The 12,250-nt window shown below is 37.1% G+C and carries 11 protein-coding genes; 10 read left to right on the top strand and 1 reads right to left on the bottom strand.

The features are described 5' to 3' along the window. Position 1: 1 nt before the first annotated feature. Complete coding sequence (locus tag ACFVT8_RS18485) at positions 2 to 778, bottom strand: ABC transporter ATP-binding protein (RefSeq protein ID WP_387084648.1); 777 nt, start codon at positions 776 to 778, stop codon at positions 2 to 4. A gap of 560 nt (positions 779 to 1,338) precedes the next feature. On the opposite strand from ACFVT8_RS18485, the gene ACFVT8_RS18480 reads away from it, so the two are divergent. The 10 genes from ACFVT8_RS18480 (at position 1,339) to ACFVT8_RS18435 (ending at position 12,177) form a co-directional block, all read left to right on the top strand. Further along, positions 1,339 to 2,490, top strand: a complete 1,152-nt coding sequence (locus ACFVT8_RS18480; RefSeq protein WP_387084646.1) for a Gfo/Idh/MocA family protein — start codon at positions 1,339 to 1,341, stop codon at positions 2,488 to 2,490. 18 nt (positions 2,491 to 2,508) lie between these two features. Further along, a complete protein-coding gene (locus ACFVT8_RS18475) occupies positions 2,509 to 3,501 on the top strand; it encodes an ABC transporter permease (RefSeq protein WP_387084644.1) in 993 nt (330 codons plus the stop codon). A 13-nt stretch (positions 3,502 to 3,514) separates the two neighbouring features. Next, a complete protein-coding gene (locus ACFVT8_RS18470) occupies positions 3,515 to 4,393 on the top strand; it encodes a carbohydrate ABC transporter permease (RefSeq protein WP_387084642.1) in 879 nt (292 codons plus the stop codon). A gap of 24 nt (positions 4,394 to 4,417) precedes the next feature. Next, positions 4,418 to 6,028, top strand: coding sequence for an extracellular solute-binding protein (locus tag ACFVT8_RS18465; protein WP_387084730.1), 1,611 nt, complete (start codon positions 4,418 to 4,420; stop codon positions 6,026 to 6,028). Positions 6,029 to 6,240: 212 nt separating this feature from the next. Continuing rightward, a complete protein-coding gene (locus ACFVT8_RS18460; protein ID WP_387084640.1) occupies positions 6,241 to 6,906 on the top strand; it encodes a YesL family protein in 666 nt (221 codons plus the stop codon). Continuing rightward, positions 6,903 to 8,081: an N-acetylglucosamine-6-phosphate deacetylase gene (gene nagA, locus ACFVT8_RS18455; RefSeq protein ID WP_387084638.1), complete on the top strand. Its 1,179-nt coding sequence runs from the start codon at positions 6,903 to 6,905 to the stop codon at positions 8,079 to 8,081. Before ACFVT8_RS18460 ends, nagA begins: the two co-directional genes overlap by 4 nt. Positions 8,082 to 8,151: 70 nt before the next feature. Next, on the top strand, positions 8,152 to 8,883 hold the full coding sequence (locus ACFVT8_RS18450; protein ID WP_387084636.1) for a GntR family transcriptional regulator: 732 nt from the start codon (positions 8,152 to 8,154) through the stop codon (positions 8,881 to 8,883). Positions 8,884 to 9,374: 491 nt separating this feature from the next. Then, positions 9,375 to 10,217, top strand: a complete 843-nt coding sequence (locus tag ACFVT8_RS18445) for a class II fructose-bisphosphate aldolase (protein WP_387084635.1) — start codon at positions 9,375 to 9,377, stop codon at positions 10,215 to 10,217. Then, a complete protein-coding gene (pfkB, locus tag ACFVT8_RS18440) occupies positions 10,214 to 11,152 on the top strand; it encodes a 1-phosphofructokinase (protein WP_387084633.1) in 939 nt (312 codons plus the stop codon). The genes ACFVT8_RS18445 and pfkB overlap by 4 nt, the downstream gene beginning before the upstream one ends. Before the next feature lie 11 nt (positions 11,153 to 11,163). Further along, complete coding sequence (locus tag ACFVT8_RS18435) at positions 11,164 to 12,177, top strand: SIS domain-containing protein (RefSeq protein WP_387084631.1); 1,014 nt, start codon at positions 11,164 to 11,166, stop codon at positions 12,175 to 12,177. The last annotated feature ends 73 nt before the right edge of the window (positions 12,178 to 12,250 follow it).

Here is a 12,250-nt window from a genome sequence, read left to right as displayed (position 1 = left end):
ATTATACCTCTCGTACAATAGAAACGAATTTCTCACCAATTTCCTGATGATCATGGAAGCCTGTCAATTGGTTGAAAATCCTTTCCAGTGTCCCTTCGGTATTGTCTGCCTGTAGTTGGGCAAATGTCCCATCGGCAGCAATTTTCCCATCATTCAGCAGGATGATGCGGCTACTGATTTTTTCGACAACATCCATAATATGAGAGGAATAAAATATTGTTTTTCCTTGGGCAGCCAGTTGGATTAAAATTTCTTTGAAAATCATTACACTATTTGCATCTAATCCATTAATCGGTTCATCTAAAAATAACAAATCGGGATTATGTATAAGGCTAGCGATAATTAATAGCTTTTGTCGCATCCCTTTGGAATAAGAAGATATCCTTGAATGATAAGCTTCACCAACACCAAACAATTCCATTAAGGATTTTGATTTATCCGCAGCGACTTCTAATTCAAGACCATAAAGCTGGCCGATGAAGGTTAAATACTCATAACCAGTTAAATTATCATAAACATCTGCTATTTCTGGGACATAGCCAATTCTCCGTCTATATTCAATACTGTCTTTGTCGATATTCTCTCCGAAAAGCTTAATTTCGCCACCGTAATCGCCTTCGATCCCTAATATAATTTTGACAGTGGTACTTTTACCTGCACCGTTCGGACCGATATAACCAATTATTTCCCCTCTCGAGACATGCAAATCGATTCCTTTTAATATTTCCTTACTACCATAACTCTTCGTCAAATTCGTAATCGTTAAAATTTCTTCCATGTTGCAACTCCTTTCAGTTGATTCTACATCTTTGGGCAGTAATTCATCTGGTACCGCCTGTAAAAGCCCAATCGATGGAGGGATGAAGAAAACCCCCTCTGATTAAATTTCACTTTATCTTATGTTTAGTGTAAGTGATTTAGATAAAATATCCATAAATATAATGTAACATATAATAAATGGTGTAATATTCCTTTCTTATATTATATAATCTAGAGATTTTAATGCGAGGAAATAATATTTTTTTACTAAGAGGGTTGAGCTTTTAGAGATGTATTGACTCTTCTGTATTCTCAGATGAGTCAACTTTTTCCTAAGAGATTAATAGCGAAAAAATTATATAATATGACTTAATTTGGGCTATTGACATATTTATGGTTAAAATTATATATTTACTTCAGTGTAATTTTTGGAATATTCACTATACTGTTTTGATTTAACTTGTACCTACAACGTGTTGACATGTAGTTGTGTTGTTGTGGATGAATTTTAAAGTCAATATCAAATGTAAACGTTTACGTAAAACAAATGAATTCAGGATTTTTAGAGGAGGAAAATCAATGAAGAAAGTACGCATTGGAGTAATTGGAGCTGGATTAAGAGGAGGTTTAGCTCAATACTGGCATAAACCTGATGGAGAATCAGAAATTGTTGCTTTAGCTGATATTTCTCAAGAACGTTTAGATAAATTTCAAGAAAAATTTGAAACACCTTTATTTTTAACGAAGGATTATAAGGAATTACTAACAAGAGACGATATTGATGCTATTGCAGTTTTATCACCGGATTATTTACATGAAGAACATATTATTACTTGTTTAGAAGCAGGAAAGCACGTATATGCTGAAAAGCCTCTAGCGATTACAGTGGAAGGCTGCGATCGAATTTTAGATACATGGGAAAAATCAGGGAAGCATCTAATGGTCGGCTTTAATATGCGATATATGGCTATGTATCAAACGATGAAGGGCTTAATCGATTCAGGTGCTATTGGAGAATTGAAAGCCATATGGGTCCGTCACTTTGTTGGCTTTGGCGGTTACTTCTATTATCATGATTGGCACGGTAATTCCAAAAATACAACATCCCTACTACTACAAAAAGGCTCCCATGATTTAGATGTGATTCATTGGATTTCTGGAAAACATGCGACGAAAGTGTCTGCATTTGGCAGCTTAGATTATTACGGTGGAGATAAATCAAATACGTTAACATGTCCTACATGTGACCAGAAAAAAACATGTCCAGAATATGTCCCACATACATTCACGGAATGTGCGTTCCGTGAAGAAATTGATGTAGAGGATAATAACATGCTCATTATGGAATTAGAGGGCGGCATAAAAGCTTCTTATTTACAATGTCACTTCACCCCAGATTATTCACGAAATTATACATTTATAGGTACGAAAGGGCGCATCGAAAATGATGATGTGAACAATAAAATTTATTTGAAAACGCGTAAATCTAATTCCTGGGAAGAGCTTAGTGATGTTGTTTATGAAATGAAACCTGAGGAAGGTAGCCATGGGGGAGCAGATCCTAAAATTGCGCAAGATTTCGTAGAGTTAATACTTTACAATAAAGAGCCTTTAACAACCCCATTTGCTGGTCGCATGAGCGTAGCAGTAGGCTGTGCAGCAACGGAATCACTCCGAAATGGGGGAAGGGTTGTTGAAATTTCACAGGAATCTACTATTCTACAGCATTGATAAATAGGGGGTGTATGTATGACGCTTTTGGATAAAACAACTGTTGAAGAAAGTCCATCTAAAATAAAGCGTTTGTTCAAAAAGCAATCAAAAGTAAAGAAGAATCACTGGATAGAGTGGAAGAAATCTATCAGAAAAAATTGGGAGCTTTATTTATTACTAGCCCCTGTCATCCTTTACTTTTTGATTTTCCATTACTATCCACTCTACGGTTTGCAAATTGCCTTTAAGGACTTTATTGCTACGAAAGGGATTACTGGTAGCCCGTGGGTAGGTTTTAAGCATTTTGAACGCTTCTTTGATAGTTATTATTTCTGGAGATTAATTAAAAATACAATAGGTATAGGTGTATTTACGCTACTCGTATCTTTCCCTGTACCGATTATTATTGCCTTACTGTTAAATGAAGTGAAAAGTCTTCGTTTCAAAAAATTTGTACAGACCATTATTTACGCACCGCATTTTTTATCAACAGTAGTTGTAGTCGGTATGTTGTTACTTTTCTTAAAGTCAGACGGGATGATTAACCAAGTTATCACGTTGTTTGGTGGTACGCCGATTGATTTTATTTCGGAGCCAGCATGGTTTAAGTCAATTTATGTACTATCAGACGTATGGCAAACAATGGGGTGGAGTTCTATTATATATATTGCAGCTTTATCGGCGGTAGATCCAGCGCAGCACGAAGCAGCAATGATGGATGGGGCTTCAAAATTCCAGAGAATTATTCATATTAACATCCCAGCGATTATGCCAACAATCGTTATCTTATTTATCTTGAACGTAGGATCAGTTATGGCAATTGGGTTTGAGAAAGTATTTTTATTGCAAAATGATTTAAATATGTCGACTTCGGACGTCATTTCGACCTTTGTTTATCGAAGCGGGATTTTAGAAGCGCAGTATAGCTTTTCAGCGGCTGTAGGTCTATTCAACTCTATCATTAACTTTATCCTTCTCATTATGGTAAACCGAATAGCGAAAAAAGTAAGTGATACAAGCTTATGGTAAGGGAGTGGCGAAATTGAAAGAATCGAGAGGCGATCGAGCGTTTACAATCTTTAATTATGTTTTCTTAGCAATTGTTGCGATTATCGTTCTTTACCCATTGCTTTTTGTATTAAGTGCTTCATTAAGTAATCCGCAGTATGTTATTTCAGGTGAGATGTGGTTATGGCCGAAAGAATTTACTGTCGAGGCATATAAAAAGGTTTTTCAAAATCCAGATATTATTAATGGATTTATTAATACATTGAAATACACATTTTTCGGAACGGTATTAAATATTGTGATGACAATTTGTGCAGCATATCCTCTTTCACGTAGAGATTTGAAAGGTAAAGGTTTCATTATGGCATTTATGGTTTTCACGATGTTTTTCAGCGGAGGGTTAATACCAACATACTTATTAATTCGTGACTTAGGCATGATTAATACATTTTGGGTCATGATTATTCCGAATGCTGTTGCTGTATGGAACATTATTATTATGCGAACATTCTTCCAATCGATTCCTCACGAATTAGAGGAATCTGCAATGATTGATGGAGCAGGAAACTTTCGGATTCTATGGAGTATTGTACTGCCGCTATCATTCCCTGTTATGGCAGTAATGGTTTTATTTTATGCAGTAGGACATTGGAACTCGTATTTTCAAGCTTTAATTTATTTGCAAGACCAAAGCAAGTTCCCACTCCAGCTTATACTTAGACAAATCTTAATTCAAGGGCAAGCCGATGATATGATTCAAGCTACTTCAGAAAGCTTTCTAGCTCAAAAACTTAGTGTTGAAGGGTTGAAATATGCTGTTTTAATCATTGCCAACCTACCAATGCTAATGCTTTATCCGTTCTTACAAAGATATTTTGTAAAAGGTGTCATGATTGGTTCATTAAAAGGTTAAGGAATAGGAGCGATTTAAATGGCGATGAAAAAGAGACGTGTATATGGTTTGATTGCAACTATGATGTTAGCAGCTAGTATTTTAGGAGCTTGTTCAGATAATGAAGAAAATAAAGCAGATAAAAGCGGCAACGCCGACAATGTGAATGCTACGGGAATGCCCATTGCTAAAGAAAAAATTGAGGTAGATGGATTTGCAGCTAAGTTTTTTGCTTCGCAAGATTGGAATAGCCTAATGCTATGGGAAGAATACGAAAAAATGTCTAACATCCATATTAATTGGACAACAGTTCAAACAGAAGTATTAGCAGATAAAAAGAACTTACTTTTAGCAGCAGGGAACTATCCTGAAATTTTCTTTGCGTCAGCATTCTCAAGAACTGATTTAATCAAGTATGGTCAGCAAGGCGTATTCATACCATTAAATGATTATATTGATAAATATGCGCCGAATTTTAAAAAGCTTTTAGAAGAATACCCGACAGTAAAGCAAGGTATTACGATGGCAGATGGGAAAATTTATGGTTTCCCAACAATCTATGATCCGAAGTTTGAGTCGCTTCGTGTAGGAGCACCTTGGATCAATCAGCAATGGCTAGATAAGCTAGGCTTAAAATCACCTGAAACGACAGAAGATTTATATAAAGTGCTTAAAGCATTTAAGGAAAACGATCCAAACGGTAACGGTCAGAAGGACGAGCAAGGCTGGGGATCTGGTTATGGAATTAAACAATTTATTGATTATTTAAGAGGTTCATACGGCTTGAACAAACAAGGGACGATGAACCCGAACTTAGACTTTAAAAAAGGAACTGAGGAATTCCGCTTCGTTCCAACAACAGATGAATACAAACAATTGCTTGAATTTTTAAATAAATTATATAGCGAGGATTTAATCAATAAAGATGTTTTCACAACAGAGCCTCAAAAATTCGCGGCCGAAGCAGGTGAAGGGATTTTCGGTATGCTAAGTGAAATAGATCCGAAAGAATTGTTCAAACTAGATGGTTATGTAGGTGCACAAGTATTAGAAGGCCCTACTGGAGATCGTCAATATACAGCGATGTCTAATGGTCTTGGAAATCTAGGAATGTTTGTTTTAACAGATAAAGCGAAAAACCCTGAAGCAATGGTACGTTGGATTGACCATTTATATGGTGATGAGGGAACAAAAATGTTCTTCATGGGCTTTAAGGGTGTAACATACGAGGAAGATGCTGCTGGTAATATAAAGTATGTAGATAACATTACCAACAACCCCGAGGGTAAAAACTTAGATCAAGCAATAAGTGACTACCTAACATGGCCGGGTGGTTATTACCCTGGGATAGTTACACAAAAGTATTTCCAAGGGGCAGAAGCTAAAGAAAATTCAATTAACAATGCTAAGCAAGTAATGCCATATGCATTGAAAGATGAAGACATTATTCCAGGCTTGAACTTCACATTAGAGGAAAATGATCAAGTGTCGGCTATTTTAACAGACATTCAGACATATGTGGATGAGATGACAGCAAGCTTTATTACAGGTAAGGCAAGCTTCGACAAATGGGATGACTATAAGAAAACAATTGAGAAGATGGGCTTAGAGAAATATATGGAAGTAGCTCAAGCGGCATATGACCGTACTAAATAAATAAACTGTAACTTCATACAGTCGGTATCACCTCATTGAATGATAAAAGAACACAAACTAAAGCTCTCGCTTCCTGAGAAATCGCTTGTTCCGTTTTGGATTACTCATTCTTTTGATGCGGATGCCATACTGCTAGTTAAAGCGGGATAAGAATGAGACATGCGCGGTGAATTTAGTCGCGCATGGATTTCTATTGTAGGGAGGCAAAGTAAATGAAATTTGAAGGATGGAAAGGGAAATTATACTGGACAGTTGAGTTAATAACATTGTTAGCAGTGTTACAGCTAATGTGGATTGGCTTAACCTTACTTGGGCTCGTTCTATTCGGAATTACTCCCGCAACTGTTGCGATGTTTACAACTTTACGTAAAAGATTGCAGGGGGAGGACGATTTAAAACTACTTGTCAAAACATATTGGAAAACATATAAATTAGAGCTTATTTCATCGAATAAAATAGGAATTATTATTTTAGGGATTGGCTACTTTTTAACAATCAATTTCCAAATAATTTCATTGTTTCATGGTATGACAGGCTTATTGTTGCTTACCTTTTTTATGACGATTAGTATTCTATTTTGCATTATGGTATTGAATATTTTTCAAATTTACGCTCATTATGAGCTACCATCCATTCGTTACTTTGCTGTTTCGATATTATTTAGCGTAGCATATCCACTACAAATGATTGGCTCTATTGTAGGGCTTGCCGTATTATATCTCATTTTTAGTTGGATTCCAGGATTATTGCCGTTTTTCGGCGTTAGTTTAACAGCTTTATTTTTATCTTGGATGTCATCGCATATTTTCAAAAAGAAAACGGAAGCTGAAGCACAAATAAAAGCAGAACATTATCCCAATGAAGGGGTGACTTCATGAATAAGATATGGATCATTCATGCCAATATTGTGATGGAAGATGGCATTGTAGCGAATGGTTTTTTACAAATGGCAGACGGGAAAATTACAGTAATTGGTCAAATGGATAATTGCCCTCTATTGACATCGGCTGACAATATTATTAATTGTCAGCAACAAGGCTATATTATCCCCGGGATGATTGATATACATGTACATGGTGCTATAGGGCACGACTTTATGGATGGCGCCCCTGTTAATTATGCGAAAATCGCAAAATACTTAGCAAGCGAAGGTGTAACAGCCTTTTTTGCAACAACGACGACAAGCCCTATGTCAGAAATTGAAGTTGCAATTGAAGCACTTGCGTTTTATAACAAAGAACAGCCTACTGCGGTAGCTGAAATGTTAGGAATTCACCTAGAAGGTCCATTTATCAATCGCTCGAAAAAGGGAGCGCAGCCAGAGGAATCAATCTTAAAACCAAATGCCAAGCAATTTAATGATTTATACGACAAGTCAAATCAATTAATTCGCCTGGTCACATTTGCACCAGAGGAAGATGTGGATTTTGAATTACTTCAGGCATTGAAAAGTAAAGATGTGATTGCGTCTATTGGTCACTCTGATGCTGACTACGATACGACTATTCGTGCCATAAGAGCAGGTGTTACGCATGCAACCCATCTATTTAATGGAATGAGAGGTATTCATCATCGCGATCCAGGTGTTGTGGGGGCAGTGCTATTAGAAGATGATGTTTATGTTGAACTGATTCCAGATAATATACATTTTCATAAAGATTTGCTGTCGATGATTCGCAAAATGAAAGGTTTGAATCGCATGCTTGTCATTACTGACGGTATGCGTGCAAAGGGAATGCCAGACGGTATTTATACATTAGGTGGCGAAGAAGTAGAAGTGTTTGATAATCGCTGTGTTCAACGTAAAACAGGCTCCTTAGCAGGAAGTGTGTTGAATATGAATACAGCAAGGAAAAACATAGAAGAGTGGCTGTCACTTTCACTAATCGAACAAGTTCGTCTTATTTCTCTAAATCAAGCAATCCATTTAGGAGTTTCCCACCGTAAAGGCTCTCTCGCTGTAGGGAAAGATGCAGATGTTGTTTGGCTTAATGCTGAGGGGGAAATAGAGAAAACCTTTTGCTTAGGGAATCTTGCCTTTGAAAAGAATTGATATATCGATAGGCATCTTTTTCATTAGATGATATATTGATAACAAAACCTAGGAGAAGGATGAGTAGAAGATGAAACCGTTAGATCAAGCTAGTGTAATCCCGCTATATCATCAATTGAAACAAAGATTATCTGCTAAGATTCAATCGGGTGAATGGAAGCCAGAGGATAAAATTGATTCTGAAAATCAATTGATGGAGATGTTTCGCGTCAGTCGAAATACTGCAAAGAAAGCAATCGAAGAATTAGTACAAGAAGGAAAACTATACCGTATTCAAGGGAAAGGCACTTTTGTTGCGAAGCCAAGGTTTGAACAATCGCTTGGTGGTTTTTATAGTTTTAGTCGTGTGCTTCAAGAAAAAGGTCTAAACCCAAGAGATGAGGTGCTTGAAATTCAGGAAGTATTCCCTTCAACAAAGGTTAGACAAAGTCTTGAATTAAGTGAAGATGAACAAGTCATTGAAATGAAGCGCTTACGTTTTGCGGATAATGAACCAATTGTTTTAGAATCATCATTTTTACCTAAAAGTATCATCAAGGATAGTGAAATATTATATGAGGTTAGTTCTTCTTCCTTGTATAGCCTATTAGCACAACGTTTTGACATTATCGTTGTGAGGGCAAAAGAAGCTTTCGAGCCTGTTCTCATTAGTAGAGATGAGGCGCATCTGTTGAAAACGGAGGCAGGAAAACCCGCTTTATTACTAGAACGTACTGCATTTGATACTTCTGGGAAGCCAGTCGAGTTTTGCATTTCAATAGTAAGAGGCGATCGCTGCCGGTTTTACACAGAGTTAAACTAAACTCATAGTTACTCTATGAGTTTCATAGTGTTAAAGAACAAAATGGCCAAGGAATATTTGTGAATGCTGGCATTTTAAATGTGTATGATTTCTGTTTCTCTGACTACTCGCACAGGGGCGAGCGCTTTCTCCGCTTACGTTGCTTCTGACACTTCGTTTTCGCACAGAAGAAACATTTGTCTTAGATGGCTACGTAAGTATTATGCTTTTACATAGACGTGAAGAGTGCTGTTTATCGTTATAAAAAGTGGTATCGTGCCCTGTGATAACGCCTGTTTGCCCAACATCCTTTTGGCCTAAATCGCTAATCGGGCGCCTCTGGAAAGTGCTCGGTCGGAACGGAAATCAATCCATTTGTTTTGTCGGTGAGTTCATACTTTATAGGCATCTTAAACTCATTGACATAGTTGATTTTTAATAATGCCACATAAGTTATCTGAATTTTTGTGCTATAAATTATACCAACAACCCATTGAGGGAGGAACTTGATTATGCCATTAGTAACGACAAATGAAATGTTAGAAGACGCTTATAGAAATAATTATGCAATTGGTGCTTTCGGGGCGCATAATTTGGAAATTATTAAAGCGGTTATTGCAGGAGCAGAGAAAGTAGGTGCACCTGTAATTTTACAAACGACTTCAAGTACTTACAAATATATAGAAATGCATTATATGATTGCGCTTGCCAAAACTGCTGCTGAACAAGCAAAAGTACCAGTAGCCCTACATTTGGATCACGGTGAGTCATATAAAGTTGTAATGGAATGTTTGCGAGCAGGCTATACGTCGGTGATGATTGATGGTTCTTCATTACCTTTTGAGGAAAATATTAATCTTGTGAAAAGAGTTGTAGATGCTGCAAGTGCGATTAATGTACCTGTCGAAGCAGAGCTTGGAACAATTGGTGGTGTAGAAGATGATATAACAGTTGAAGAGAAAAATGCCTTTTTCACTGATCCTAAACTAGCTGAACGCTTTGTGAATGAAACAGGTATCCATTCGTTCGCGCCAGCTTTTGGCACAGCACACGGTAAGTATAAGCAAGAACCACAGCTACAATTCGAACTACTGAAGGAAATTCATCGTGCTACAAATGTGCCGTTAGTAATGCACGGTGCATCAGGTGTACCAGAAGAAAGCGTACGTAAATCTTTAAACTGCGGTATTGCGAAAGTGAATTTTTCAACAGAGCTAAAAGATTTATTTGCCGAGCAATTAAGAGCCTTCTTTATAGAAAATCCGACTGAAAATGATCCAAGAAAGTATTTCCTTCCTGCACGAGAGGCATTAATTGAGTTAGTAGAACAAAAGATTGTGATGCTACAAAAATGATTACGACGATAACTTTAAATGCAGCCATTGATCAAGTATATGAAATGAATTCTTTAATGCTTGGTGAGACAAATCGTGTATTGCAGAAGCTGCAGCAAGGTGGAGGGAAAGGCATTAATGTTGCTCGTGTCATTCAAACGCTGGGTGGCGAAGTGTTCACTGGTGGATTCGTTGGTGGACCAAATGGGGAAAAAATAAAGGCACTTTTAAATGAAGAGAAAATGCGAACAGGGTTTATTCAAATAGAGGGCGAAAGTCGAATTTGTCTAACCGTTTCAAATAAGCAAACGAAGGAAATAACCGAGCTTTTAGAAGACGGGCCAACGATTCACCAGCATGAATGGCAAGAAATGCTGAATTGGATTGAAACCCAAACAGAGCGTTCTGAATATTTCGTCCTCTCAGGAAGCCTGCCTAAGGGTGTACCGATGGCTGCATATGCAATGATTATTCGATTATTAAAACAAAAAGGTGTTCGGGTTGCACTTGATACGAGCGGAGAAGCTTTGAAGCAAGGCGTTGAAGCAATACCTTTTATCATTAAACCTAATGAGGATGAAATTGTTCAATTGATCGGGAAGCAGGCAGTAGCGCAAGATGACTTAATTCAGGCTGGTGAAAAAATACAGGAATTAGGAATTGAGCATGTATGTTTTTCGTTGGGCGAAAAAGGCGCTTTATTTGTTAATCGTTCAGGGGTTTACCAAGTAAATGCACCGAAAATTAATGTTGTAAATACAGTTGGTAGCGGTGATGCCTTTTTAGGAGGACTTGTCTATAAACTTTCAAAAGGTGCGGACTGTACAGATGCATATAAATGGGCTGTTGCATGTGGCTCTGCAAATGCGGCCGAAAAAGAAATTGCGAAAGTACAAAAGGAAACTGTTCAAAGTCTCATAAAAGAGCTACAAATAACTAAAATTAAAGATAGATAGGGGTTTTATTTATGCACACATATAATGAGATTATGAAACAAGCTCAACAATTAGATAAAACAAAAGAGATTGTTCAGTCGCTTACATTCAATGAAGATGCTGTAGACATAGTTCTTTTCACAGGATGTGGGACATCATTTTATTTAGCAATTGCAGCGGCACGTTATTACCAATCGGCTACAGGAGAAGTAGCAGTAGCAGTCCCAGCATCTGAGTTATTTTTACACACGGATACCCATATTCTATCAAACAAAAAATATAATATTATCGGTATTTCACGCTCAGGAACAACTTCTGAAATTATTATGGCATTGGAGCATTTGAACGGATTAGAGAATATACGTACAATGGCAGTTACGTGTAATGGTGATACACCAATGGCTGAAGTAGCAAATGAAGTGATTGCCTTAAACGATATTTCAGAAAAAAGTGTTGTAATGACGCAATCATTTTCTAATATGTTATATGCACTTCAGCTATACGCGGCAAAGTTTAGTCAACGTGTTGAATTGATGAACCAATTAGAAAAAATCCCTGCACTTGTTAAAACAGCATTAGGCAATGGGGAGCAGTTAAAGCAAGTGACAGAGGATTTAACGAAAAAGCGTTTTATCTTCTTAGGGTCAGGTGCTTATAACGGATTAGCTAAAGAAGCGACATTAAAGCTAAAGGAAATGACACAAACAGAATGTGAAAGCTATTCGAATTTAGAATTCCGCCACGGTCCAATTTCTATTGTAGATGAAGCGACTGTCGTTATTTTATTTACACAAAAAGAAACAATGGACTTTGATCAGGCGTTAATAAAGGATATTCAAAAACTTGGTGGTTTTGTTGGTGTAATTGGTATAGCTTCAGCAGACTTGGAAGCAGATTTAATCATTCGACTTTCAGAAGAAATAGATGACTTGAATCGCCTTGTTGAGGTAGTTCCATACTTTCAACTGTTAGCGTATCAACGTGCGATATTCAAAGGTTATGATCCAGATAAACCACGTAATTTAACGCAAGTCGTAAGCCTTTAAAAAATGAAACACTTCACTCAGTGAATAATAAAGAGATAAAAGAACATCCTGTTGTCCCGAATCAATCGGACAC

This window comes from Lysinibacillus sp. NPDC058147, from assembly GCF_042884205.1.
Classification (GTDB): Bacteria; Bacillota; Bacilli; order Bacillales_A; family Planococcaceae; genus Lysinibacillus.
Note: the sequence above shows the minus strand (reverse complement) of the source record. Positions and strands in the feature narration are given on the sequence as shown.

Bases quoted from the DNA above. Each gene is read 5' to 3' on its own strand.
- ACFVT8_RS18485 (WP_387084648.1), bottom strand. From the start codon at position 778: ATGGAAGAAATTTTAACGATTACGAATTTGACGAAGAGTTATGGTAGT.
- ACFVT8_RS18480 (WP_387084646.1), top strand. From the start codon at position 1,339: ATGAAGAAAGTACGCATTGGAGTAATTGGAGCTGGATTAAGAGGAGGT.
- ACFVT8_RS18475 (WP_387084644.1), top strand. From the start codon at position 2,509: ATGACGCTTTTGGATAAAACAACTGTTGAAGAAAGTCCATCTAAAATA.
- ACFVT8_RS18465 (WP_387084730.1), top strand. From the start codon at position 4,418: ATGAAAAAGAGACGTGTATATGGTTTGATTGCAACTATGATGTTAGCA.
- ACFVT8_RS18460 (WP_387084640.1), top strand. From the start codon at position 6,241: ATGAAATTTGAAGGATGGAAAGGGAAATTATACTGGACAGTTGAGTTA.
- nagA (WP_387084638.1), top strand. From the start codon at position 6,903: ATGAATAAGATATGGATCATTCATGCCAATATTGTGATGGAAGATGGC.
- ACFVT8_RS18450 (WP_387084636.1), top strand. From the start codon at position 8,152: ATGAAACCGTTAGATCAAGCTAGTGTAATCCCGCTATATCATCAATTG.
- ACFVT8_RS18445 (WP_387084635.1), top strand. From the start codon at position 9,375: ATGCCATTAGTAACGACAAATGAAATGTTAGAAGACGCTTATAGAAAT.
- pfkB (WP_387084633.1), top strand. From the start codon at position 10,214: ATGATTACGACGATAACTTTAAATGCAGCCATTGATCAAGTATATGAA.
- ACFVT8_RS18435 (WP_387084631.1), top strand. From the start codon at position 11,164: ATGCACACATATAATGAGATTATGAAACAAGCTCAACAATTAGATAAA.